Origin of the sequence: Acetobacter senegalensis (genome assembly GCF_001499615.1) — a bacterium.
In the GTDB taxonomy this organism is placed as follows: Bacteria; Pseudomonadota; Alphaproteobacteria; order Acetobacterales; family Acetobacteraceae; genus Acetobacter; species Acetobacter senegalensis.
Genome location: NZ_LN606600.1, coordinates 910,701 through 933,353, shown reverse-complemented (window position 1 = coordinate 933,353; position 22,653 = coordinate 910,701). Strand labels below are relative to the sequence as shown.

General features: G+C 57.1%; 25 protein-coding genes. 13 read left to right on the top strand and 12 right to left on the bottom strand.

Features of this window, described 5'->3' with window-relative positions; genetic code table 11:
• The first annotated feature begins 22 nt into the window (after positions 1–22).
• Positions 23–1,093, top strand: coding sequence for a glycosyltransferase (locus ASN_RS04220; RefSeq protein ID WP_058987322.1), 1,071 nt, complete (start codon positions 23–25; stop codon positions 1,091–1,093).
• A 9-nt stretch (positions 1,094–1,102) separates the two neighbouring features.
• Here ASN_RS04220 and ASN_RS04215 read toward each other — a convergent pair whose 3' ends face one another.
• The 4 genes from ASN_RS04215 to ASN_RS04200 all read right to left on the bottom strand — a co-directional run bounded on the left by ASN_RS04215 (position 1,103) and on the right by ASN_RS04200 (position 6,264).
• Positions 1,103–1,858 (bottom strand): hypothetical protein, encoded by a 756-nt coding sequence (locus ASN_RS04215; protein WP_058987321.1) that lies wholly within the window; start codon positions 1,856–1,858, stop codon positions 1,103–1,105.
• A 386-nt stretch (positions 1,859–2,244) separates the two neighbouring features.
• On the bottom strand, positions 2,245–2,937 hold the full coding sequence (locus tag ASN_RS04210; protein WP_058987320.1) for a YoaK family protein: 693 nt from the start codon (positions 2,935–2,937) through the stop codon (positions 2,245–2,247).
• Between the two features lie 37 nt (positions 2,938–2,974).
• Positions 2,975–5,029: a hypothetical protein gene (locus tag ASN_RS04205; protein WP_157765112.1), complete on the bottom strand. Its 2,055-nt coding sequence runs from the start codon at positions 5,027–5,029 to the stop codon at positions 2,975–2,977.
• 404 nt (positions 5,030–5,433) lie between these two features.
• Positions 5,434–6,264 carry a CPBP family intramembrane glutamic endopeptidase gene (locus tag ASN_RS04200; RefSeq protein WP_231948486.1) on the bottom strand — a complete coding sequence of 277 codons (831 nt, stop codon included), beginning with the start codon at positions 6,262–6,264 and terminating at the stop codon, positions 5,434–5,436.
• Here ASN_RS04200 and ASN_RS19870 point away from each other — a divergent pair.
• A complete protein-coding gene (locus ASN_RS19870; protein ID WP_167541287.1) occupies positions 6,254–6,505 on the top strand; it encodes a hypothetical protein in 252 nt (83 codons plus the stop codon). The two genes, ASN_RS04200 and ASN_RS19870, sit on opposite strands and share 11 nt — an antisense overlap.
• 36 nt (positions 6,506–6,541) lie before the next feature.
• Here ASN_RS19870 and ASN_RS04195 read toward each other — a convergent pair whose 3' ends face one another.
• Positions 6,542–7,672, bottom strand: a complete 1,131-nt coding sequence (locus ASN_RS04195; RefSeq protein WP_058987317.1) for an acyltransferase family protein — start codon at positions 7,670–7,672, stop codon at positions 6,542–6,544.
• A 395-nt stretch (positions 7,673–8,067) separates the two neighbouring features.
• Here ASN_RS04195 and ASN_RS04185 point away from each other — a divergent pair, with 395 nt between their 5' ends.
• The 5 genes from ASN_RS04185 to ASN_RS04165 all read left to right on the top strand — a co-directional run bounded on the left by ASN_RS04185 (position 8,068) and on the right by ASN_RS04165 (position 11,105).
• A complete protein-coding gene (locus ASN_RS04185) occupies positions 8,068–8,535 on the top strand; it encodes a hypothetical protein (protein WP_039905555.1) in 468 nt (155 codons plus the stop codon).
• A 115-nt stretch (positions 8,536–8,650) separates the two neighbouring features.
• Positions 8,651–9,133 (top strand): GAF domain-containing protein, encoded by a 483-nt coding sequence (locus ASN_RS04180; protein WP_058989110.1) that lies wholly within the window; start codon positions 8,651–8,653, stop codon positions 9,131–9,133.
• Positions 9,134–9,361: 228 nt separating this feature from the next.
• Complete coding sequence (locus tag ASN_RS19530; RefSeq protein ID WP_157765111.1) at positions 9,362–9,604, top strand: hypothetical protein; 243 nt, start codon at positions 9,362–9,364, stop codon at positions 9,602–9,604.
• Between the two features lie 424 nt (positions 9,605–10,028).
• The gene (locus tag ASN_RS04170) at positions 10,029–10,463 is read left to right on the top strand and encodes a hypothetical protein (protein WP_082666570.1); all 435 of its coding nucleotides are present in this window, start codon (positions 10,029–10,031) and stop codon (positions 10,461–10,463) included.
• Between the two features lie 294 nt (positions 10,464–10,757).
• Positions 10,758–11,105, top strand: a complete 348-nt coding sequence (locus tag ASN_RS04165; RefSeq protein WP_006560352.1) for a DUF3147 family protein — start codon at positions 10,758–10,760, stop codon at positions 11,103–11,105.
• 7 nt (positions 11,106–11,112) lie between these two features.
• Here ASN_RS04165 and ASN_RS04160 read toward each other — a convergent pair whose 3' ends face one another.
• The 3 genes from ASN_RS04160 to ASN_RS19525 form a co-directional block, all read right to left on the bottom strand.
• Entirely contained in the window at positions 11,113–11,703 is a 591-nt protein-coding gene (locus ASN_RS04160; RefSeq protein ID WP_082666569.1) for a YceI family protein, read from the bottom strand.
• A 165-nt stretch (positions 11,704–11,868) separates the two neighbouring features.
• Positions 11,869–12,300 carry a CHRD domain-containing protein gene (locus ASN_RS04155; protein WP_006560354.1) on the bottom strand — a complete coding sequence of 144 codons (432 nt, stop codon included), beginning with the start codon at positions 12,298–12,300 and terminating at the stop codon, positions 11,869–11,871.
• 85 nt (positions 12,301–12,385) lie between these two features.
• Positions 12,386–12,574 (bottom strand): hypothetical protein, encoded by a 189-nt coding sequence (locus tag ASN_RS19525; protein WP_086896815.1) that lies wholly within the window; start codon positions 12,572–12,574, stop codon positions 12,386–12,388.
• 186 nt (positions 12,575–12,760) lie between these two features.
• Here ASN_RS19525 and ASN_RS04145 point away from each other — a divergent pair, with 186 nt between their 5' ends.
• The gene (locus tag ASN_RS04145) at positions 12,761–13,234 is read left to right on the top strand and encodes a nuclear transport factor 2 family protein (RefSeq protein ID WP_006559931.1); all 474 of its coding nucleotides are present in this window, start codon (positions 12,761–12,763) and stop codon (positions 13,232–13,234) included.
• A gap of 3 nt (positions 13,235–13,237) precedes the next feature.
• Entirely contained in the window at positions 13,238–13,843 is a 606-nt protein-coding gene (locus ASN_RS04140; protein ID WP_058987313.1) for a TetR/AcrR family transcriptional regulator, read from the top strand.
• A gap of 30 nt (positions 13,844–13,873) precedes the next feature.
• On the opposite strand, the gene ASN_RS04135 is transcribed toward ASN_RS04140, so the two are convergent.
• A complete protein-coding gene (locus tag ASN_RS04135; protein ID WP_231948372.1) occupies positions 13,874–14,575 on the bottom strand; it encodes a recombinase family protein in 702 nt (233 codons plus the stop codon).
• Positions 14,576–14,780: 205 nt separating this feature from the next.
• Between ASN_RS04135 and ASN_RS04130 the strand changes: the two genes are divergently transcribed.
• On the top strand, positions 14,781–16,760 hold the full coding sequence (locus tag ASN_RS04130) for a Hint domain-containing protein (RefSeq protein WP_058987312.1): 1,980 nt from the start codon (positions 14,781–14,783) through the stop codon (positions 16,758–16,760).
• A gap of 84 nt (positions 16,761–16,844) precedes the next feature.
• Here ASN_RS04130 and ASN_RS04125 read toward each other — a convergent pair whose 3' ends face one another.
• Positions 16,845–17,438, bottom strand: a complete 594-nt coding sequence (locus tag ASN_RS04125) for a DedA family protein (protein ID WP_231948370.1) — start codon at positions 17,436–17,438, stop codon at positions 16,845–16,847.
• 348 nt (positions 17,439–17,786) lie between these two features.
• Between ASN_RS04125 and ASN_RS04115 the strand changes: the two genes are divergently transcribed.
• Complete coding sequence (locus ASN_RS04115; protein ID WP_058987310.1) at positions 17,787–18,044, top strand: hypothetical protein; 258 nt, start codon at positions 17,787–17,789, stop codon at positions 18,042–18,044.
• Positions 18,045–18,316: 272 nt separating this feature from the next.
• Here the strand turns inward: ASN_RS04115 and ASN_RS04110 are convergent, their stop codons facing one another.
• Complete coding sequence (locus ASN_RS04110) at positions 18,317–19,222, bottom strand: META domain-containing protein (RefSeq protein ID WP_231948369.1); 906 nt, start codon at positions 19,220–19,222, stop codon at positions 18,317–18,319.
• Positions 19,223–19,653: 431 nt separating this feature from the next.
• Here ASN_RS04110 and ASN_RS04105 point away from each other — a divergent pair, with 431 nt between their 5' ends.
• Positions 19,654–21,390: a Hint domain-containing protein gene (locus ASN_RS04105; RefSeq protein ID WP_058987309.1), complete on the top strand. Its 1,737-nt coding sequence runs from the start codon at positions 19,654–19,656 to the stop codon at positions 21,388–21,390.
• A 104-nt stretch (positions 21,391–21,494) separates the two neighbouring features.
• Here ASN_RS04105 and ASN_RS04100 read toward each other — a convergent pair whose 3' ends face one another.
• The gene (locus tag ASN_RS04100; RefSeq protein ID WP_058987308.1) at positions 21,495–22,073 is read right to left on the bottom strand and encodes a nicotinamidase; all 579 of its coding nucleotides are present in this window, start codon (positions 22,071–22,073) and stop codon (positions 21,495–21,497) included.
• A gap of 180 nt (positions 22,074–22,253) precedes the next feature.
• Here ASN_RS04100 and ASN_RS04095 point away from each other — a divergent pair, with 180 nt between their 5' ends.
• Positions 22,254–22,652, top strand: a complete 399-nt coding sequence (locus tag ASN_RS04095; protein WP_035378343.1) for a hypothetical protein — start codon at positions 22,254–22,256, stop codon at positions 22,650–22,652.
• The last annotated feature ends 1 nt before the right edge of the window (position 22,653 follow it).

Here is a 22,653-nt window from a genome sequence, read left to right as displayed (position 1 = left end):
GTTTGAAACAGGAGGCTCTCTTGTGAGCACTGCCACGTCAGAACAGCAGGCCGATCAGGCAACCCTGAGCCAGACCTGCGCGGTTACCGTCACGTATGGCAGCCGCCTTGCGCTGGTGGAGCAGGTTGTGCAGGGCGCGCTGGCCTGCGGGGCCGGGCATGTGGTGGTGGTGGATAACGGCACGGCATCTGCCGTTGCCGCCGGGCTGTCCGCCTTGCCCGCACAGTTCGGCGCAGAGCGTGTGAGCGTGGTGCGCCTGCCAGAAAACATGGGCTCTGCCGGAGGGTTCCGCGCCGGGGTGGAGGCCGCAGCTGCCCGCCCGGAAACAGGCCATATCTGGCTTCTGGATGATGACAACCTGCCCGCGCCGGATGCCCTGACTGTTCTGGCAAAAATCTGGCGGCTGATGGACGCACGGCCAGATGTGGCGCTGGTCAGCTTTCGGCCGGACAAACGCACCTATCAAAAGCTGATTACGCGGGATAAACCCAACAGCCTCCTGCCCAACAGCTTCTTTGGTTTTTCCGTGCAAAGCCCATGGCAGAAACAGACCGTGGCCCACTGGCGGCAGGAAGGACTGGCCTGCTGGTCCATGGACATGGCGGGTTACGGGGGCCTGTGGTTCCACAAGGACGGATTGCAGAAAACCGGCCTGCCAGACGCCCGCTTCTACCTTTATTTCGATGATTATGATTTCACCCTGCGCATGACAGAAGGCGGAGGCCAGATCTGGCTGTGCCAGCACAGCACGCTGACAGACCTTGAGCCATCATGGACCGAGGGTAAGGCCATTCTCCACCCGTGGCTGCAACCGGAAAACGGCCTCATCCGGCCCTATTTTTCCATCAGGAACCGCATCATTCTTGAAAAACGGGCCGTGCATAGCCGCGCCATTTACCGGCTGAACAGAACCCTGTTCCTGCTGATCAAGGTGTTCTGCGCCACCCCGCGCAGCGTGGGGTATCACCTGCGCCACCCTGTGCGCATGTTCCGCCGCTGGCAGCTGATCCGCAAAGCCATTCGGGATGGTGAGGCAGAACGGTTCGACAACAGCCTTGCTCATCCCGCAAGTGTCAGACCGCCCGCAGGCTGAGCCCTGATATCAGGGCGTGGCAGCAGTAGCCGGGCGTGCGGCCAATGTGCCAGGAATGGTGACAGATGTTACGGATGGGGCGTTTTGTGGAACCACTGTCTGCGTTGGGGCAGCCGTTGCCGCCCCAGTGGTGACACCATCTGCCATGGCGGCACCCTGCGCATTTGTCATGGCGGAGGCATGCAGGAGCGTCTGCCGCTTGATCTGCGGTTGCCTGAAGCCGGAAACCGGACCCAACGGACTGTTGGAGACTTTCTGCATATCCGGCATGGGGCGGCGCACACACCCGCGGGTAATGACGGAACACACGCCATCCGCGCCAAGAATTTCATCGTTATCGCCACTGTAATGCAGGTCCACCACCTCACCATTGGCAATGCGGATATCGGCAATGCAGGTCTTGCCCGCGCCGCCCAGTGTGGTTTCCACAATATTCACCATGGATTGCAGCGGGATAAAGGTGGAATCATTGGTGGCGGGAATGTTCAGCGTGCGCGAATATTCCAGAACCTCCGTGCCGTCCTCCAGCTTTTTCACCTTGTCCGGCACGCCCACGCAACCCTGCACATCACTGCTGCTCATGCCAATAAGGGAAAGCTGGGCCCGGTGCGCCGTGCGGGAATCAAAATATCCGCAGCCCGTCAGCCCCAGTGCGGGCAACAATAATCCCGCCGTAAGGGTTCTCCTGCTCACAACAGCAGCGCACAGGGCGGAAAACAGGGTAGGGGCAAAGGCGGGCTGGGCACGGCGGAGGCGGAACGTCATGGAGGGTCAAAAAAATCCGGCTGAAGAAAACACGCCCTTCACTGTAGCAGCTTGTCTCCAGAAAGGAATGTCACACACAGGGTTGCATGCCGCCGGACACTCGTGTCGCGCTCTTCCAGAGCAACAGAGCAACAGAGCAACAGAGCAACAGAGCAACAGAGCAACAGAGCAACAGAGCAACAGAGCAACAGAGCAACAGAGCAACAGAGCAACAGAGCAACAGAGCAACAGAGCAACAGAGCAACAGAGCAACAGAGCAACAGAGCAACAGAGCAACAGAGCAACAGAGCAACAGAGCAACAGAGCAACAGAGCAACAGAGCAACAGAGCAACAGAGCACCCAACCGGGAACGGGGGTGGCGGCCGAGGAAGGTGTGGGCGGTGCGTTAGTCCGGGTCGTGCGCGCGTTCAGCGTGCGCAAGATCGGCATAGAGGATGGCCAGAAGTGGCAGCGGCCACAAAAAGGGCAGGGGCGCGTGCAGTCGTAATGCTGCGGTTGCGGCCATGGCCCCCAGAAAAAACGCAGCCCATGCCAGCCCCGGCAGCAGAATGGTGCCATGGGCCGGGCGTGCACTGGTGCTGCCGGGCAACAGGCTGACCAGCCACCCCGCAACGGCGGAGGCGCATTTCAGCAGGTTGCTGGTAATCACAATGGTCTGGATGGCGTTGCCGGAAAAACGGGAAATCGTCTCGCCCTGCACAGCCATGAAGGCGGGCAGAAACAGCAGTTCACACACACGCTGGGCGGGGTGGCCCTGCACGGCCTGCGTCACCACCAGAAGCCCCGCCATAATAAGGAACCCACGCGCTGGCAGCCACAGCCGCCGCACCACGCCAGCCAGCACGGCGCTGATAAAAAATACCGCCACAATGGCAGCCACCTTCAACCCGTGCGGCCAGTCCCCACTGGCCAGTGCGGCCCCCATGTCCGTGGTGTTGCCAGTCATGGCGCCGACAAACACACCGCCCAGTTCCACAAACCCCAGCGCATTACCGTAACCCGCAATCATGCCCAGCAGGGCAATGCGTCGGGCAGAGCGGGAAACAGGGGCAGAGGACTGGGCCGGTGTCTGGGCCATGGTGGGTCTTTCGTGTCTGTTGCGCGTCAGGGACGGCTCAACCGTGCGGGCGGCTGAGGGTGGAGAGCAGAATACCGGGCAGAAGCCGCTGGTTATCATGCGGTGGGGCCGCACGTTCCAGCACCAGATAGGCGTCACCCGCTGGCAAAGGGCCGGTGCAATAGGGGGCAGGTGTGCCAGCATGCACGGCCCATTGGGCTATGGCCGTTCCATCCCGCAACAGTGTGACAGGCTGCGGCGGAGCAGAAGACCGCCCGCTTGCACGCATTGTCAGACACAGTGGGGCAGAGGGGCCGGCCAGCCGCACCATGATGCCAGCCAGTTGCGCGCCGCTCCACGCACCATCCGGCCCCACACTGGCCCACCCCCGCCACAGCATGGCTGGCGCGGTTGCCGGGGTGAGCAGAAGGGACTGGTCTTCCGTCGGGTTGGCGGAAAATTCCGGCGCGCGTTGCAGGGTGTCAGGCATGGGGGCAGAGGGAAACAGTGTCTTGTGCCAGACCATGACCGGCACTGTGCCCCAGAGCAGAGTCTCATCCGGCGGCCCGAAATTATGCTGCGCAAGCGCTACGCAGGCGGCTGTATCCGGGCAGAGTTCGTCATCTTGCTGTGCAATGAAAAACTGGCGCGTTTCAGAAGGCACTGTGTCCTGGGGCCTGTACCACGCATCAAACACTTGTTGCTCTCGTGGGTACAGCACGCCGGCTCCTCGCACCGCCACGGGCCGAATGGTCACATGCCCGCCGCTCAGCAGATGGCTGGCATTGGCGTGTGTGGACCAATATCCCCCATATCCGTGGCTCAGGTGATGATCTTGCAGAAACGCAAGAAGCTGTAGGGTGTTTGCCAATGCCTTCTGGGGCGTGGCGTGGTTGCCGCCGGGTGGCAACAGGCCAGCCAGAACCCCACCCATAGCGGCCAGCACCAGTCCGCCGGTTAACAAAGGCCGCGCCTGTCCAATGCACCCGCACAGGCAAAGGGCAAGCGGAAGCAGAAACGCAAAATTTCCCAAAAGACGTGTCAGATCCAGCCCGGTCACAAAATCTGAGAGCGAGAAAGCCGCGAACGTCACACTCAGGGAAAGGGCGCAAAACAGCAGAAGAAACCGGCGTGGTCCGTCTTTCTGATCGTGCAAGCTGTTGCTTACGGCAGGGGCGGCAAGGCCACACAATGCAAGCAGAATTATTCCGCTGATCCATCGAGCCCATGGGTGCGTGAGCGCGTTCGTGCCCGGCACCAGATGCTGCAAAACCGCAATGCCGGAAAAGCCAAGTGCGGCATGGTGCGGAATGTCGGCCAGCGCTCCTTTGGTAAACTGCGTGCCCGGTATACCGGGGAAAAGTCCAAACCCGTGCGCTCCGGCCAGCCAGACAGGCAGTGTGCTCGCAATAAGGCAAAGTGCCGTCTTTTTTTGGCGTGCATCGGAGGGCAGGAGGCACACCCCCACACCTGCAAGCGTAAGCGGCAGAACAAACGCCGCCCGCGCCCATGGGTCGGAGATCGAGGCAACCAGCAGCAAAACCGTTGTCAGCGCCAGCAGCCACCTTGAACGCCTCTTGAGCACCAGCACGCAGGGCACAAGTGCTGCCAGCCCCCAGAAACATGTCACCCCATGGCTGACCGGATGCGCCAGAAACCCGATGGGCCCCAGCGCCAGCGGGTTGAGGAACAGCAGCACGCCAAACAGCCCCATTCCCACCAGCCAGGCAGATGGCCGAGGGGCGGCGGCCAGCGCCACCAGAACACCACACAGCGCGCAACTGGCCACAAACCCCAGCCAGCCACACAGGGCAGGAATCCACGCTTGCTGGCCCAACAGGGCATAAAAGGGAAATTGCGGAAGAATGGCGGAGAGCAGCCAGTTATCCTGCGTGCTGTGCCATGCGTTCAGTGCGTCCAGACCATGGGCCAGCATGGCTTCCGCCACCACGGCAGGCGTGGCGCGGTCAGCATCCAGCGGCAGAAACGCGGCCACCTGAAAACTGCGGTACAGCCCTGCGGCAATCAGCCCTGCAAGCAGACAGAACAGAAGGCCCGTAAACCGGTTTTTCGCACCCTTCTTTGGGCCTGAACCCTGTCTTGCCGTTTTCAAGTGCAAAAGCTGCGCCCTCCGAAACATCTTGTCCGTCTGTGCCAACCCCCCATGCGGGCGTCAACCAGAAGGCAGGCGGGGCGGCTTTGCGTTCAGGCGGAGGGATGCTCTATTCCCTTCAGGCTCTCACAGAAAACTTAGGCTCTCACGGAGATTACTGAAAAAATCAGATTGAAGGCTCGGCTGGCATTGGTGCGCAGCAGAGACTATCCCTGCAAGCGAGACCCCATCATGAAACAGACCCCCATGAGAAAGTCTTCGCGCAGACAGGTGCCGTTTTCCAGACAGGAAAGCTTGCATGGTGGAAAATGGACATGACGTGCGGCTTTTATGGCCTCATGTCCACGGAGCCTGCGGTGCGCGGGTACGTTCCGACACCTTGCGCGCAGATATGGCGGCTACAGTCACGCAGATGGCGGGACCGCGTCACCGTGTGCGTGTTGGCGTGAGGGCCTGACCAGCAGGATCGGCACAAGCATCATCAGAAACTGGCACGCAATGCCGGGCAGACTGAACATGACACCGTTCTCGCCCCCATTGATCAAAGCGGAACCGGAGGTTTCAAGATAGACAATCTGCATGGGGCTGTTTGCCATATCATGGCCCGGCACCCCCAGAATAATGCCCGCAAGGTCTGCCGTAGCGTGTGCGCCAATGCCAAGCCACAGTGATCCAGACAGACGCCGCAGCCCACACAGCAGCATGCCCGAGAGAAAAATCAGAACGAGCTCACTATAGTTTTCACCCTGATTGTGCAGGTGGCACAGGGAGAACACCAGAGACGTTGTTATGGCCGCACACCACCAGCCCATACCGCCTTCCAGTTTTGCCAGAGCATAACCCCGAAACCATAACTCCTCAGTCAGGGCAACAAGAAGCACCCAGAAGGCTGAAAGCAGTGTTATCAGGAGCGTTATGGCTGGCGGCCATATCCAGCCTGTTATGTGAAAGCCACCGAACGCATATTCAAAAACACCCAGAAGCAACATGCTAATAGTGGAAAGAGCGCACCCGTAAAGAAAGCGCGGGCCTCCTGCTTTTTGTAAAGGCAGGCCACAGAACGCGGCATCTTTCCGGTCAAGCCATGCAAACACGACTGTCACAGCAAGCACCGTCAGGAACATAAGGGTTTCCGTCAGTATGAAGTCCAGAAGAACAAGAACCTTCTGATACCCTTCGGAAACAGGCGTTGTGAAAAAATGGGCCAGAACATGGGGGTTATGGATGGATAACACCAAAGGGACTATTATCAGAAAATACAGCGCGGCAGGCCAGACAGATCCTATTTTCCCGCGCACGCTCTTGTCCCTTACTGTCCGGCACGCTGCATGGGGTCTTTCCCTTACGCAGCAGAAACCTTCGCATCATAACTGTATCGGAATGGTATGGCGGGTATCAGCCCTCGTCAATCCCGGCTCGGTCTTCTACCCGGAGCAGTTCTGCGCCCTACAGAAACAGCATACTCTTCACGCATGAAGACCGAGCATAACGCTATGCCAACGGCTTTCTCCGTCAAACCATACGCTGTACGCCGGAAAAAAAGCGGATGATATACGTTACAAGAAAACTGGAACACAGGGTTATGCTCGCCACACACGCCGCTTTCGGGATGGCCCCCCATGATGCAGGTAGCAGAGCAAACTGGGCCCATGTCACAAACGCATAGTGAATCAGGTAAACGCTGTAAGTGTCTCCCGTAAGTGTGTTAACCCGCGCGGATACGGTGCTGACAAAGCGCAGGCAAACGCCCATCAGGGCCAGACAGAACAGAACGCTGCAAAAAACAAAAAGAACGGGCCGGATTTTTTCAAATGGTGCAGGCAATGCAATAAACCATCCAAAAGCACTCATACCAAGGCAGAGCGCCCCGGCCCAGTGCCGCGCCAACGCGCCATTGCGCTGAAACAGGGTATGTTGACTGCCCGCAGCCCCAGCCGCACAGCCCAGACCAAAGAAAAAGCCATACAGGCCCATCCGGCTTCCCTGAATGGAAAATGGCCCCCAACTCAGCCAGCGTTCTGCGCCAAACAGCAGAACAAACGGCACATAAGCCACAAGAGCCGCCCCCAGAACGCCACACACGGCCAACACCGGGCGACGGTTCAGGCCATCTGGCACGCGGGCTGCCAGATAGCTTGGCAGAGAAGGTGCAAGGAGCACTGTCAGAACACACAGCACATCAAGCACAAAAAGAAACCAGATGAACCACGCAGGCCCACCCGGCCAGTGAAACCTGCCGAAATACCCTTGCCAGAAGGAGAAGAAGGACACACGGGCACCCGCTTCCAGAATGGAGGGATAATAGGCCACAGGCATCACAATGCTGACGCACACCGCAAAAGGAAGCCCCAGCCGCAAAAGCCGATCTTTCAAATAACGGCGCGGCCCTTTGCGGTGCAGGCTGGGCAGAACAAACACCCCGGAGATGAAAAACATCAGCGCCATGAAATAGGTATCATTCCACCGCACCAGCAGATCGAACCCGCCCCAGCGTTGCCGGTCAATAATGGGTGCGCTTGAAAGCAGGTAGGCATGGTGGTCAAAGTGGCCAAAGACACAATACGCCAGCACGCTATGGTGCAGCACAACAGCCACGATCAGACACAGCCGAAGAAACCCGATGGCGTGATTGTTCTTGCGCATCCCCAAAGCCCACCGTGTTTTCTGAGTACAGAAAGAGCGCGTACCTGCCGACTACCTGAACGATAGAAGCCTCACCCTCAGGTGGGAAGATCATTTGATGGCCCCATCAAGGGGGAGGCCATACGGAGCATTGCACAATACAGGCTGAGGCACGTGCCTGTTCGGCTGTCAGGCTGCCGTGTGGCCGGATGAAACAGGTGATGCACCTGCCGCTCACATCATGGATGGTGTCAACCGGCCAGATACAGACCAGATACAGAAACGCTCACGCCTGTCGCACTCTCCACGCGCCAGAATCCCTGCCATCTCTCCTCGGCTCTTGCTGGCTGCGCGTATCTGCCGCACTCTGGCGCCTCTTGAATTACGCGTTTCCCTTTTGCGTTAGGAGCATGTTCATGTCGGCATTTCGTCCGGTTTTCAAAGCAGCGGCCGCTCTGGCTCTTTCTGGCTGCGCGACGCTGGTGGCACTCGCCCCGCTGGCACCGCAGCAGGCCCATGCCGCCAAAACCCTGAAAGTGCCAGCCGTTCCCCCGCCGATGACAGCCGCCACCGCCGCCCCCGGTGTGCTTGATTATGATGGCATTCCGAACGTTGAACACGCCTCTCCCGCCAATGTGGCTGGCCTTATGGCGTATTGCTACAGCCACAAGCTGGTAACGGATACCACCGTGCGCTCCCTTGGCCGCAAGCTGGCTGCCAGGCCGGGCGTTGCCACCAACCCGGCTTATGCCTGGGGCGGCAAGGGCCGGTTGGAACTGGGCGGCAAAACCATGTTTGATGTCACAACCCTCAACCGCGACCAGCGCGCCGCCGTGTGCAGCCGCTCCGCCCTGCGCGGCCCGGACCTGCTGAAAAGCAAATAAACCCGGCCCAGACGCCACTCCCGCCCTGATGCATCCGGCGGGTGTGGTTTACACTGTTTTTCTCTTTCCGGTTCTCTTCGCCCACTCTCTGCGTTCCCATCAGAAGGCCCAATTCATGAGCGCACCTACCCACCGCCTGACTCCGGATGATCTGCTGCCTGCCGTGCAGGGCGTGCTGGAGACGGAGAGGGATCTCATTGCCAATCTGGCCAACATCTCGGCTCTGGTGTTTGAAGCCCTGCCAGACCTCAACTGGGCCGGGTTCTATCTGCTGCGGCAGGGGGAACTGGTGCTGGGGCCGTTTCAGGGGCGCGTGGCCTGCACCCGTATCCCGCTCGGCAAAGGCGTGTGCGGCACTGTGGCGCAAAGCCGCACAACGCTGGTGGTGCCAGATGTTCACCTCTTCCCCGGCCATATCGCGTGTGATGCCGCCTCCGCGTCGGAAATTGTGGTGCCGCTTCTGGCCCACGGGCAGCTTGTGGGCGTGCTTGATCTCGATAGCCCCCGGCCCAACCGCTTCACTCCGGCAGATCAGCACCTTCTGGAGCAAGTGGTCGCCCTGCTGGCCGCCACACTGCCACCATCGCCATTGGGCTGAGGGGCCGGAAACCAGACGTCTCTAAAAAACCGTTGGGCAACGTCCCTGCGCGTGCGGCGTTCAGAAGCCATACTCCCGCCAACTCCTGAATATGGCGTTTTCTCCGCTTTCCATTGGCCTCCTCTCTGTCGCTCCTTTGCCGCGGCAAAGGAGCATGAACCACAAGGGGCAGAAGACGGGGCCATAAAAAGGGCAGGCGGGTTGATACGCCCTGATCTGGAGATTTTCATGCTGCCTCGCGTTTTTTCTCTCCCCGCTTTTCTGCTTCTGGCCCTGCCTCTGGCGGCCTGCCATAGCGGACCTTATGATGGGGGAAGCACTACATGCCGAGGCGTTCCCCCACACGGAACAATGTCCCCCGGTCCGGGCATGACAGGCCCCAACGGCATGGGTGGCCTTGGTGGTTCCGGCAGCACGGAGCACGGCCCACGTCCCCGCACAGATAGAAACTGCCGCGTGAATCAGGGGTAAGCAGGAGGCATAACCAAGGCCCATCTGGCGGTTTTCGTCGAGGCTGAATAGTTTGGATTTTGGGCCCGCTGAGTCGGCGTTCTACCTTCAAATCCGTCCATTCCAGTCTCAAAAACCCCTTGTCATCCTCCGCCTGATGGCGTTGCCACCAGCACCAGCACCAGCACCAGCACCAGCACCAGCACCAGCAGTCATCGTTTTTCCTTAATTTTCTGCTTTCATACCCCCAGTTACCCGCTTTTCCTGGTTGTTTCCCACAACCTCACAAGGTGGGAGAGGCACAGGCGGCGGAGAAAACCATGCAGGTCTGCATGGTGGGTATGGGGTCTGCGCACGGGCTGGGGTTTGGCGTTCTCCCGCCCTGCGGGTAACATACGGATCAGTTCTGCCAGTTTGTATGGCAGTTTGAAGGATGTGAGACACAATGCGTCGAATGACAACTCTGGCGGCAGTAGCCGTTGTGGCCCTTGGTTCCGGCATTGTCGGCACGGGTGCGCCAGGTATGGGCTCCGTGGCGCAGGCCGAACCGGGCGGCTGCCTCAAATATGGTGCTGCGGGGGCCGTGGGCGGCCACGTTGTGCATCATGGCGTTATTGGCGCGCTGGGCGGATGCGTTACCGGCATGTACCGCCGCCACGTTTATCGCAAGGAAGCCAAACAGAAGGCCGCCCTGTATGATAAGGAACACCCCGGCGCAAAAGGCACGTATGAGGAAAAAGCCACGGCGTATGACGTGGAACATTCCACAGAGCCCGGCAAAATGAACGCTGGCGCGCCCTTGGGCAACGCATCCGGCCAACCCAACACGCCAGCGCAGGGCCAGTCCCCCGCCGCCGGGCAGGATGAAACCCACTTCTAAGCCTCTGTTTGAGCAAGCGGCAGGTGAGGGCTAGTGTTTTTCCCGCCCCACCTGATCCAGCTTTTTCAGCCAGATTTTCCTAATCACTGCTGCGAACTTATCCCACAATCTGTTGTCTCGGGGCGCGCGTTTTGTAGGGAGCACTCAAAAGGCGTAGCTGGCACACACCCTTGGGGCAGGGGCATGCATTACGCGAACTATGTTTTGCACAGCACCTTTCAGATGCGGAGAGGTGCTGTGCACTGTAGCAGGCTCCAAGCGCACTCGCCCTGCAAAAGGTAAAGGGTTTCCCTCGTGTTTTTCTGGCTGAAAGCGTTTTTATCTGGCCTGATTATTGCTGCCGTGTCCTCACTGGCGCGGCGTTATCCGGGGTTTGGGGCGCTGGTGGCCTCCCTGCCGCTCATTTCCATTCTGGGCATGATCTGGCTGTGGCAGGAAACAAAAGATCCGGCCCGGATGGAGGCGCATGTTAGCGCAACATTGTGGTACGTGCTGCCGTCTCTGCCCATGTTTCTGCTTATTCCATGGGCCATGCGCCACGGTGTGCCATTTTATGCGGCCCTGCTGGCGGGATGCGTGGTGACAACTTTCCTGTATCTGGTGGCTGTATGGCTGGCCTCCCGCTTCGGTATTTCTCCCTGATACGCGCTTAGCCCTGTTTTGCGGAAGATGACGGCAGGGTAATGATGGTTTCCGTTTTCACCATCGGGTCAACGGAATGGAGCAGCGTGCTCAGGCCCCACTGGCGCTGATCAAACGTGGCCGAACTGGCAATGGTGGTCAGTGTGTTGCCGGTAAAGCGCATCTGCACGGCAAAGGTTAACGGATGCGTCTGCCCGCGCATGGTCAGATTACCGACAAGCTGGGTGTAAAGTTTACCTTTTACAATCTTGGGCACACAATGCCCTGCATAATGCATGGTGGGGTGCGTATCACTATCCATCATCAGGCCAGAGAGCATCACGCTGCGTAACACGGCGCTTCCAACCTTCAGGGAATTGACATCCATGGTCAGGTCTACCTGGCATGTCTGTGCTTCCAGATCATAGGCCAGCGTGCCGCTGACAGTTTCAAATGCGCCATCAATATCCGTCAGGGCAGAGCGGGCATGCAGCAGAGCCTGCGTATTCGTGGGTGTCAGCTTCAGGTGCTGTGTGGCGGCCGCCGCAGGGTGTGCGCCCAGTGTCATGGTGCCTGCGGTAAGCAGAAAAGCTGATGCCAGAATGGCGGTAAGCCGCATGTGTTTCACATCCCTTTTTGTATCAGATCCCCAAAAAAACGGCTGATGCCGTAGCAGAGTTTCCTCTCTGCCTGTGCATCAGCCGATATGCTGCCATGCCCGGTGGCGGGGCGGTGAAGGGAGGGGGGAAGGATAAGCCTGTTGCACGCCGCAAGGGCGGCCGCATTACGGCGCCAGTTGGGCGCGGGCTTCTCCGTTGGGGTGGGCGCTGGTGTGCAGGTTCACATACAGCGTTCCGTTGTGCAGCATGTCTTCCTGGTCCTGATCCAGGCTTACACTACCCGTCAGCGGGCTTTGATAAGGCCCGGTAATCAGCACAACGGGCGGCGCATCATGCCCCTTTCTGGCCGGACCATGAAAATGGGCCACGGTCACAGGGCCGCTCAGTTTGTTCCACGTCATGGAATAGCGCAGAACATGCGCCGCCGGGTAGAACAGGGCGTCTATGGTGCCTGTTGGTTTGGTGGCTGTTCCGTGTTCGCCATAAAATGTGCCGGAAAATCGTTCGCTACGTTCGGCAAAAGCGGGGGCGTGGCCTGCCAGTAAGCAGCCCCCCAATAAGGCTGCAAGAAAAAGAGATCTGCGCTGAAAAGGCATGAATACGGTTTCCTTCAGCAGGAAATGGAGTCCCTTGCGGGTTTTTCCTTTCTAACGTCAGGTTGGCCGCACCGTTCCCGGTTTGTTATTCAAAATCCCGCAAAATGCCTTCGTCGTCCACGGGGCGTTGCGGCATGCGCTGAAAATGCACACGCGGCTGGACGGCAGTTTTCCTCATGGTCTGCCGAATAGTCTTGAGCCAGCGTTCTGTTGCCGCATCATGGCGGCAGCGGCGCTGTTCGTTTTCTTCGGTGGAGCAGGGGGAAGGTGTCATGCTCTTGCTCATGTCAAAAAAGAGAACCGCCTTCTCTTTAAGTGGTTTTTTCTTGCACGCATGTGACGTTTTTTTGAAATCTTCCGTTTTTTTCGGGTAAGCTGATTGCACTTGACCTTCATGTACCAAATGGTACAAAGTTCCTGTTATATCAAATCGGGCCGTTCCCTCTTTGCAGGAGTTTCCATGTCAAACCGTCGCCCGCCTCTGCCGCCGTTCACGTTTGAAACTGCCGTCCAGAAGGTGCGCGCGGCAGAAGATGCCTGGAACAGCCGAGACCCGGCCCGCGTGGCGTTGGCCTATTCTCCTGACAGCACATGGCGCAATCGCAGCAGCTTTATAAAAGGCCGCGCGCAAATAGAGGCTTTTCTGGTCGCCAAATGGGAGCAGGAACATGATTACCGCCTGATCAAGGAACTCTGGGCCTTCACGCAGGAGCGGCTGGCCGTGCGCTTCGCCTATGAATGGCGCAATAATGCGGGCCACTGGTTCCGCTCCTACGGGAATGAAAACTGGGCCTTTGATGCCAACGGCCTGATGCACACCCGCCACGCCAGCATTAACGATGTGCCCATAAAAGAAGCACAACGCCTGTTTTTCTGGAACCGCACCGCTCCCCGTCCGGTTGATCACCCCAGTCTGTCAGATCTGGGGCTATAACGGATGGGAGAAAAAGCCGCCGTTCGCTCCCGCCTGCTTCCCGTGTTGGGGGAAGTGTTTCGCTCTTATGGGTACGAGGGCACAAGCGTTGCCCGCATGACCGCCGCAACCGGGGCAGGCAAGGGCAGCCTGTATAATGCGTTTCCCGGCGGAAAGGAGGAAATGGCCCAGGCCGTTCTGGCCTCCATTGACCGCTGGTTTGAAACCGCCATTTTTCTCCCCCTGCGTGATGAACCCTCAGCACCGCAGGCTATCCGGCACATGCTGGCGCAGGTGGAAACCTATTTTCAGTCCGGCCAGCGCATCTGCCTCGTGGGCCTGTTCGCGCTGGGGGATGAACGGGACCGTTTTGCAATCCGTATCCGGCATTATTTCGCCGGATGGCAATCCGCGCTGACACAGGCGCTGGTGCGCGCAGGCCATTCCCATACCGCGGCCTCCACTCTGGCAGAGGAAGCCATCGCCTCCATTCAGGGGGCCTTGGTGCAGGCGCGCGCCATGCAGGATACAACGCTCTTCCCGCGCGCCCTCAGCCGTCTGGCTGCCCGCCTGCTCCCCGTTTCCTTATCCGAACAACCAGCGGCTACCCTTCCTCACAAGGGTGAGTGAACGCTCTCCCTTGTAAAAGGAATACGGCTCTTACGCGGGCTCCTGTGAAGCAGGATGTGCCTTCGGGCGAGTATGAGACCGCGTGCTTCTGCTGGCTTTCTTCACCACAACCGCGCTTGGCGCTTGTCCGCTCTCAGCCTTCTTGCGGCTGGCGTGGCTATCCTTGCCGCTGGCAATGCGTGAAACCGTTCCATCACTAATGTCATAGGATTTGGCTATGGAGTGCAGGGTCTCTCCATTTGATCGCCTTTGGATAATTTCCTGCCGCTGAGCCTCTGTAATACGCGGTGGCCGGCCCATCCGCTTCCCTTGCCTGATCGCCCGTGCGCGCCCTTCAGACGTACGGGTCCGAATCAGGTCCCGCTCCACATCCGCCAAGCCACCCAGCACCGCAAGCATAAGCCGTCCAGTGCTAGTACTGGTGTCAGTCCAGGGTTCTGCCAGAGAGTAAAATTGTGCTTTTTTGTCAGTAATACTCTTCACAATGGCAAAAAGATCAAACGTGCTCCGTGCCAGCCGGTCCAGCCGCGTGACCACCACAGACTGCCCTTCCTTCAGGCTTGCAATCAGTTTGCGCAGTTCCGCCCGTTCAGCATCTGCCCCACTCGCTTTTTCGCGATAGATTTTGCGGCATCCATATTCTTGGAGTGTTTTTATTTGAAGTTCCAGAGTCTGCCCAACCGTGCTGACACGGGCATACCCCACTTTTCGTCGAGATGAGAGTGTATTCATTCGCGCCTAAACACCCGAAAACACACAGAAGTTTCTTGTTTAACTCTTGAGTTGCGCAAGGTGAAGTTTCTCTCCCCTCGCAGTTACTGAGGTGGCAGGTCTACTACGATATTCAAATAGTTAACGCAATAGAAACATGAATAAGATTGGGAAAAATTAACAAAAAAAAGTGCGCAACTTAAGAATTTGGAAAGGATATTTGTAAGTGACAGTTAAGTGGTCTGCGGGCGGTCAGAATACAGACTGGTGGAACCGTGATAACTGGGACGATACTAACGGAGGCCAGTGGATCAACGGTGTCTACGTCAGCCACTATGTTCCGCAAGACATCAATTACGCTTTCGTGCAGCTTGTTGGAACGGAAGAAAATCCTGTCACCGTAGACTATGACGCCAGCAAAAGTCAGGAAGCAGCCAATCAGATCGGTAGTCTGGAAATTGGTGATAATGCTACTCTGAACGTTTTTGGCGTTCAGCAAAGCGGGCAGTACGCGTTTAACGTCAACAATCTCACTATTGATCAAGGTGGTGAGCTTGATATTGACACCACCAGTCAGGTTTTTCTGGGCACCAACCCGGTAGTGTATGGTCTTTTAAAAATTTCCAATGCCTCGGTTCTTATAGACAGTCACAGCGTCGTTGGTAATGGCACGGTTATTCTTGATAACGCCAGTCTGGGCAGCACGTCTTCCTATATGGCTCTCGATTGCAACCTGACAACGGTTCTGGAAAACGGATCTACATTATACATCAACAACGCTTCCGCCGGGAAGAAAATAGAAGTTGATGATACCAAAAACTACATTGTTCTTCAGGATTACAACCAGACCGTTACAACAGAGATATCCGGTTATAACGATAATACGGTTATCCGTATTGAAGCGGGCAGCCAGACGCCTATCTCCGGATCATGGCAAAGCAATGGAGATGGCACCTATACAATTTTCATCGCGTTTGACAATTATGGGAACGGTATCACATTCACAGATGTTGTTCTGGATACGGATCCTGTTTTTACCATTGGTGAGTTTAAAATAACTCAGAACAGTGATGGAAGCTGGGATGTAATTGACCCGACCACCACAGATGGAACAGCAGTCACTTTCAGCGCAACAGATGAAGCGATCACCTGTTACCTTGCCGGTAGTATGGTCCGTACTCTCAATGGGGATATTGCTGTAGAAAATATCCAGATTGGGGAAAAGATTGTCGCGTTTGACTGGAAAAACAACAGGGATATCATTCGTCCGGTTGTCTGGGTCGGAAAAGGCCACGTCAAGGTCAATCCCGCCCTGCCGGATGATGAAGCCGGCTGGCCAGTGCGCGTTCTGAAAAATGCCATTGCCGATGGCGTGCCTTGTAAAGACATGCTCATTACATCCGAACATTGCCTGTTTTTTCAGGACAAGTTTGTGCCGGTGCGTATGTTGGTCAACGGCGTTTCTCTGTTCTACGATAAATCCTTCCCAGTGTATGATTACTACCATGTGGAAACGGAACCACATTCAGTCATCACTGTGGATGGGATGTTGACAGAAAGTTACCTTGATACCGGTAACCGCAGCTCCTTCCGGCAGAATGGCAAGATCGCAATCCTGCGCGGGAAGATGCACAGTTGGGAGCAGGATTCCGCTGCCCCGCTGGACGTTGAGAGATCCTTTGTTGAACCCCTGTTCCAACGTATCAAGGCGCGCGAAAGCATTACAAGCGCCTGTTGCGTTCAAAAGGAGCGTATCATGGAAAGTGACGAATCCGATCTCCATCTGGTGACAGAAAAAGGTGCCTGCATCCGCCCGATCCGTCGGGAAGGACAGTATTATCGCTTCATGCTGCCGCCGGGCATCAAGACGGTCCGTCTTGTTTCCCGCACAAATCGCCCCTGTGATGTCATCGGCCCCTTTGTTGATGATCGTCGCCCCATGGGGGTTGCGGTGGCGGAGGTGCATCTGCTTGTTCTCAAACATGCATACAAAATCACGGCCCATCTTCAGGCAACAAAACCTGAGGGTTGGTACGCAGATATGGGAGAACAGGGCGTGGCATGGACCAATGGAGACGCCATGCTGCCGCTGGGTGATTATCTGACAGAAAGAAAAATGGGCCTGCTGTCCATCAGGCTTCATGCCGCAGGGCCTTATCAGATCAGACCTCAGCCAGAAACTGGCAGTAAGGCACGGATTATCTGATCTTCCGGCCTGTTGCGGTAGCATCGGCACGGGGTGGTGGGTGAGGCGGAAGTCTTGCTGGCCGCCCCGTTGTCTGTTTACGTCCTATTTCACGCCTTGCGGCTGAGTATCCGGGCCAGCAGAAAGCTCACCCTCGGCCCGCGCTTCCTGCAGGGCTTTCTGGGTCAGGCGTGCTTCGTTCTTTTTCAGGAACATCGCACTTCCCACCAGTCCAATGGCTGTCAACACACCAATGGCTATGCCCGTGGGGCCGGAAACCTCGGATATCTTCTTGCCCAGCGCGTACGTGCCTAGCGCATATCCACCAGCCCAGCAGGCACCGCCCAAGGCATTGAACAGCATGAAGCGCGGCCATGCCATTTCACACGCTCCGGCAAGAATGGCCACAAACACCCGCAATAGCGAGATAAAGCGGCCAATAAACACAATGGCGCTGCCATGATGATGGAACAGATACTGCCCCAGAATCAGCCGCTCTTCCGTCAGGCCAATACGTGTGCCGTATTTCCGCAGCAGCGGCAGCCCCACCTTGCGCCCGATCAGATACCCGAAATTATCGCCAATCACGGCACCCAGAATGGCCGCCAGCGCCACACCCTCAATCGCCAGATGGTGGGTTTTCAGGCAGTAGAGAGAAGCCGTGATAATGCAGGCTTCAGCCGGCACAGGTATGCCCATGCTTTCCATCATCACCATCAGGGTAACAATGCCATAGCCATAATGCTGAAGCAGATGATCCAGATGATGCAGCAGGGGTCTTGATCCTCACATTCAGGCGCACTTACGCGCGGGGACAATGCATTTGGTGCCCAACCGTGCGCCTTCTGAAAACAGGAGCCCTTGGGCGCGGCAGAGCATGAGGGAAGTTGCCTCATCAGAAAAGACGGGCTGGCGCATGGCTGTGTGTGCGGTTTGTGCATCCGTCACGGCAGGCCACGCAGAATCCTGTTGCCAGTTTTTTGCCAGAGGCGTATAGCGCAAAATAAGAACAAAAACGGAACACGCATCTTTCTTCAAGAGGCACCCATGTCCGAAACCCAACATATCGTATTTCAACCGTATTTGTGGAAAAACCACACGCTTCAGCCCGGAACCGCCATTGCCTGCCGCACGGTGGAAGACGGCCAGCGCCGCATGGACAAGGCCCGCGCCGGGCTGCTTAGTCTGGATGGCGCGGTGCTGGTTCGCATGGCGGTGGACGAGGAACTCGGCGATTACGGAGAACCCGAATACCTCGCCACCATGGGCGATATTCCCGGCATGGAGGATGACATGTCCGCCTGAGCACGCCCGCTCCGCTGTGTTTGATGCTTATGTCACGTCTGAAGAACCCCATGCAGGCGTTCTGACCAGAAAAGACAAACTGTGCTTTCAGTCAGATGACAGGCTTCCCCTGCATCTGGCGCAATCTGCAGCGGCAAAGAACACGCCAATCATATAAGTGAGCGCCAGACCAATACGGACGAGTTTTGAAACAGCCACTCAGCCACCGTGCCACAAGGGAACAGAGTGGCTGAGTGTCATATTTACCGGACAGTCACAACGTTGCGCGGGTCTTAGAAAACCTGCCGCAGATGAATGGTGCGGTTGTCCGATGTTTCCAGCACCAGCGTGTTGCCATCTACATGCCAGTGCGTCACGGCTCCCTTAAGATCATTGAAGCTGCGGGAGATCGTGCCGCCTGAGCCAAAGCACGCCATCATGGTGCTTATACCCCCTGCTTTTGCGGCCTGCACGGTGCCTTTCGGGCCAAACGTCAGCCCGCCCACATAGCGGTTGCACCCATCCGAGCCTGATACCTTACCGGTTGCATTCACATCCAGCGTGGGGGCCACAACTGGCGGCGTGTTCTCATGTCCCGGCTGATCGGTGGTGCGGTCTGCCTCCGTGGGGGCATGGGTCCCAGCGGCAATCGGCTTGCCATCCAGGGCTGTCACCACCCAGCGCGTGTCATTCAGCGTGGCCGGACCTTCCGCATCGCCGCCGCACCCTTGCAATGTGTGGCCTTGTACTGTCACGCGCACTTTCTCCATAAAGCGCTGGTTGCTCATGCTGTCCGTGCAGGCCGCGGGTGTCATCACCGCCTTCAGATCCTGCGCTTCATAAATCCGCTCACCAGAATCCGTATGTGCGTGCGTGACGGCACGCACCAGTTCCGGGCTGCCCGGCTGTTGCAATGTCAACGTGTTCTGCGCCAGCGTCAGATGCCAGGAGGGCTCGTTGCCCGAGGCCTGATACACGGAACTCGCCGCATGGGACGATGCCACCGGCTTTGCATCCTGCGAGGCACACCCAGCCAGGAACCCGGACGTACACAAAGCAGCCCCAGCCAACCCCATGGCGCTGATGGAGCGTACGCCACGCTCCATCGTGCCACCACCACCCCGCCGGATCACGCCCTGTTTGCCAGAAGAAAGCCGGAAAATCCGCATGATCTCAGTCCCGTATCGTGTCTGTTCCATCAAACAAGTGTGCCGCAGAACCCGCCCGCTGTTAAGGAAGAGTTTGAGACGGATTTTTCGTTTTTTGGCTTCATGGAAGGTGGTCATAGCCAATCGGAGAATACAGATATCCTGCAGAAGAGCGTTAAGCGGCGAAGTGTAATCATGCAAACCAGTCGTCACACGAGGCAGGCTGAAAGTCCTTAAGGCTGCCGGGTGCTTGTCTTCAGATTGGCTTTCTTTCGCCTTGCATCTCTTACTGGCCTCATCCTGCTCGTTAATTTCTGACATCAGCGTGCCAGAAAGTGGCTAAAATTTCATTAACAAAATATAAACAAAAAATAGCACGAATCGTTTGGATTTTAAAAACCTAGCATGTTAGTAAATTCTTAGTCGTCAGAGTTTAATATAACCAAACATAGTTTGGTGGCACCTAAACCGCAGGAACAGCAATGGCCAAGTCATTAACGCTCACCAATCCAGAAACTGGTGATGAAGAAGTTCTCACCCCCAACTCCAGTAATGTCATTGAAATCACGAGTGACTACAACGGTTGGACTGTTACAGGCACTACTACTGCCACAAACGTTTTGATTGATGCTGATACAAGCATTGATATCGGCGGGAATGATTCAAACGTATGGTCCATCGGTCTGGCCAGCACAGGTAACACGACCACCGTTACCGTAAAAGGCACACTGAACCTGACCAGTAACGTTAATCTGCGTTCAGGCTCTTCTGTTGTTGTTGAAGATGGCGGAAAAGTAACGCTGGGTCCGCTGAATATGGCGAGCGGCTCATCCGTTATTGTTAATGACGGTGGCTATCTGGTCCTGAACGGTGTGGGCGCAACCCAGACAGGTATATCCTTCGGCACAGAAGGCGGCACCATTGAAGTCGCTTCGGGTATGTCTCTTTCCATTCTGTCCAAAATTACCGGCATCAAAGTGGGTGATACAATCATCATTGATGGTGTAAAAAGTGCGGGTATTACAGAAGATGGTAGCACCTATACGCTTCTTGATGAAAATGGGAATCAGCTTCAGGCCACAGGTCGTTTCCAGCCGGTTCTTGAAAATGGCGTGGAAGGCTTTACCGTTTACACGGATGCCAACGGCAATACCATCCTGACGGCAGTAGACTATTCCAACATCTGCTTCCTTGCGGGCAGCATGGTCCGTACCCCTGAAGGCGATGTAGCGGTGGAAACCCTGCGCAGCGGTGATCAGGTTGTCGCTTACGTGGAAGGGCAGAATGTCACGCGGGACGTGGTCTGGGCCGGTGTGGCGCACGCCAGGATCAAGGCGGACATGCCTGATGATATGGCTGGCTATCCGGTGCGCATTCTCAAAAATGCAATCTCCGAAGGTGTGCCTTACAAGGATATGCTGATCACGGCGGAACATTGCCTGTTCATTGATGGCAAGATGGTTCCTGCTCGTATGCTGGTGAATGGTTCCACCATTTTCTACGATCGCTCCATCACCGACTATGATTACTACCACATCGAAACGGCAGAACATTCTGTTCTGATCGTCGATGGTATGCTGACGGAAAGCTATCTGGATACAGGCAACCGTGCTGCGTTCGTTTCCAATGGCAATGTTGTGTCTCTGGGCCGCGCCAAAAGCTGGGCTGAAGACGCAGCCGCACCGCTAGCAGTCAGCCGTGAAGTTGTGGAACCGATCTTCACAGCACTCGCTCGCCGCGCTTCTTCCGTTGAAGGTCATCGTGAGGTCGCGCAGAGCGGTGAAGTCACCACGGCTCATGATCTGCACCTGATCACCAACACGGGCGCAATCATCCGCTCCGTGCGTGAAAAGGCAGGCCGTGTTTCCTTCATGCTGCCTACCGGCGTGAACAGCGTGCGTCTGGTGTCCCGCTCCAACCGCCCCAGCGATGTGATCGGCCCGTTTGTGGATGATCGTCGTCACCTTGGCGTGCTGGTCGGGGAAGTGAGCGTTGTGAATGCGGATGTCACCCACAACGTGACAGCACATACGGACACGGAAAACCTTTCCGGTTGGTATCCTCTGGAAGGTGCTGGCTACCGCTGGACCAATGGCAACGCAGAACTGCCGCTGGGCAAAGCTGTTAACGGAATGGGCATGCTGAGCATCCAGATTGTGGCTGCTGGCCCCTATTTCTCTGAACAGAAAGTTGAAGGTCAGTCTGCTCTTCAGGCCTGAACTGTCAAAGATCGTTTCTCCCCTCATCACGGGGGGAGAAAGTGACAAAAAAGCCCTCAGGAACCTGTGTCCTGAGGGCTTTTTTTTCTGGCTTCGCTCCAGCCTCACGCCATCAGCATCTCGGCCTGCATCACCTGCACGCCTTCGGCGCGCAGCTTGGCTGTCACGTCATCCGGTGGCGTTGCGGCGCTGGCGCAGGCATCGGCTACCACGCAGGTTTCAAACCCCAACGCCATGCCGTCCCGTGCCGTGTGGCTCACACACACGTCATATGCCAGTCCGCACACAAAAATGCGGGTTACGCCGCGTTCCTGTAAAAACCCTTTCAGGCCCGTGGGGTTCTGGCCAGCGTTGTCGGCAAAGGCGGAATAGCTGTCCACATCCTGCGCCATGCCTTTGCGGAATACCGCCGTAAGGGGCTCTGGCCGCAGCAGGGCAGCCAGTTCCGCGCCCTCCGTGCCCTGCACACAATGCACCGGCCACGGTCCGTTCTGGGCGGGAAAGGAGCAATGATCCTGCGGGTGCCAGTCCTGCGTGGCCACCACGGCCTGAAAGGGCAGGGCGGCCAGCCGGTTCACTACCGGAATAATCCGGTCTCCATTGGCTACGGGCAAGCGGCCGGAGGGCAGAAAATCGTTTTGCAGATCAACAATAATCAGCGCGTCCTGCGGGCCTGCACGCATGGTTCGGTTCCTTGGTTAATGCTGTGACACCCCGCAGGCTACCCGCCCTTGGCCCCAAGGGAAAGATCACGCAGGGCGGGGCGGAAACGCGGCCATGTTCGGGCTTATGTTGCTGTTTTGCCCCCTGTGGTGTTTATGGAACACACAACACCCCAGAGCAGGAAAGACACACGCAGGACCATGAAGATTCAGGGCTACAATTTCTTCTGTGACATGCCCGAGGATATGCAGTATCTGCGCCGGGAAAGCCCCGATGAACGCTTCATTGAAGAAAACATGATCTTCATCCTGCCTGACAGATTAAGAAAATTCCGGAAAAACCTGTGGCATGTCCGCAAGAACGCCGGGGCAACGCACGTCTATATCCCGCTCTTTCGCGTCAAGACCCTTCTGGCCAGCGAGGCCGCAGCCGGTGCCGTACCAGAAGGGTATGAAGGCCCGTTTGATGTGTTCCCCTTCTACGCGCATACTTCCAAACGCCGCAGCCGTTCGCTGGATTACTATCTGCTGTTCATCTTTCGGGATAAAACGTCCTTCGTGAAGTGCAAGCTTCTGCTGAACGCTACTGGCGCAGTCTAGA

Coding starts and splice junctions, on each gene's coding strand:
- ASN_RS04145 (WP_006559931.1), top strand. CDS start 12,761: ATGTCAAACCGTCGCCCGCCTCTGCCGCCGTTCACGTTTGAAACTGCC.
- ASN_RS04140 (WP_058987313.1), top strand. CDS start 13,238: ATGGGAGAAAAAGCCGCCGTTCGCTCCCGCCTGCTTCCCGTGTTGGGG.
- ASN_RS19530 (WP_157765111.1), top strand. CDS start 9,362: ATGCTGCCTCGCGTTTTTTCTCTCCCCGCTTTTCTGCTTCTGGCCCTG.
- ASN_RS04170 (WP_082666570.1), top strand. CDS start 10,029: ATGCGTCGAATGACAACTCTGGCGGCAGTAGCCGTTGTGGCCCTTGGT.
- ASN_RS04095 (WP_035378343.1), top strand. CDS start 22,254: ATGAAGATTCAGGGCTACAATTTCTTCTGTGACATGCCCGAGGATATG.
- ASN_RS04180 (WP_058989110.1), top strand. CDS start 8,651: ATGAGCGCACCTACCCACCGCCTGACTCCGGATGATCTGCTGCCTGCC.
- ASN_RS04105 (WP_058987309.1), top strand. CDS start 19,654: ATGGCCAAGTCATTAACGCTCACCAATCCAGAAACTGGTGATGAAGAA.
- ASN_RS19870 (WP_167541287.1), top strand. CDS start 6,254: ATGGATAACACCAAAGGGACTATTATCAGAAAATACAGCGCGGCAGGC.
- ASN_RS04115 (WP_058987310.1), top strand. CDS start 17,787: ATGTCCGAAACCCAACATATCGTATTTCAACCGTATTTGTGGAAAAAC.
- ASN_RS04100 (WP_058987308.1), bottom strand. CDS start 22,073: ATGCGTGCAGGCCCGCAGGACGCGCTGATTATTGTTGATCTGCAAAAC.
- ASN_RS04195 (WP_058987317.1), bottom strand. CDS start 7,672: ATGCGCAAGAACAATCACGCCATCGGGTTTCTTCGGCTGTGTCTGATC.
- ASN_RS04160 (WP_082666569.1), bottom strand. CDS start 11,703: ATGCGGCTTACCGCCATTCTGGCATCAGCTTTTCTGCTTACCGCAGGC.
- ASN_RS04210 (WP_058987320.1), bottom strand. CDS start 2,937: ATGGCCCAGACACCGGCCCAGTCCTCTGCCCCTGTTTCCCGCTCTGCC.
- ASN_RS04215 (WP_058987321.1), bottom strand. CDS start 1,858: ATGACGTTCCGCCTCCGCCGTGCCCAGCCCGCCTTTGCCCCTACCCTG.
- ASN_RS04110 (WP_231948369.1), bottom strand. CDS start 19,222: ATGGAACAGACACGATACGGGACTGAGATCATGCGGATTTTCCGGCTT.
- ASN_RS19525 (WP_086896815.1), bottom strand. CDS start 12,574: ATGACACCTTCCCCCTGCTCCACCGAAGAAAACGAACAGCGCCGCTGC.
- ASN_RS04125 (WP_231948370.1), bottom strand. CDS start 17,438: ATGGGCATACCTGTGCCGGCTGAAGCCTGCATTATCACGGCTTCTCTC.
- ASN_RS04155 (WP_006560354.1), bottom strand. CDS start 12,300: ATGCCTTTTCAGCGCAGATCTCTTTTTCTTGCAGCCTTATTGGGGGGC.
- ASN_RS04185 (WP_039905555.1), top strand. CDS start 8,068: ATGTCGGCATTTCGTCCGGTTTTCAAAGCAGCGGCCGCTCTGGCTCTT.
- ASN_RS04135 (WP_231948372.1), bottom strand. CDS start 14,575: ATGAATACACTCTCATCTCGACGAAAAGTGGGGTATGCCCGTGTCAGC.